Origin of the sequence: Phormidium sp. CCY1219, from assembly GCF_035615515.1 — a bacterium.
Taxonomy (GTDB): Bacteria; Cyanobacteriota; Cyanobacteriia; order Cyanobacteriales; family Laspinemataceae; genus CCY1219.
Window position 1 is genome coordinate 1 of record NZ_JAJENT010000046.1, and the last position, 221, is coordinate 221.

Sequence of the window (221 nt, forward strand, 5' to 3'; positions counted from 1 at the left end):
ACCGATAAAGACTATAACGATATTATCTTCCAAGTTCGAGGTGCGAAAGGAACTGCGCCATTAATGGATAGCGTAGTTGCAGAGGGCAAAGACTGGCGCACAACCGATATGGGTCAAGCATTGGTAGAGTATGCCAAAGCTTACATTACGCCAGACGAACCGAATTTCGATGAGGCTTTAGGAGATTTGGTGTCTGACCTAGAATCGGTTTTAGAGGACAC

The 221-nt window shown here is 45.7% G+C and carries 1 pseudogene; it reads left to right on the top strand.

Features of this window, described 5'->3' with window-relative positions:
- Window positions 1–221, top strand: a pseudogene (locus tag LKK83_RS31850) (hypothetical protein); the annotation flags it as partial.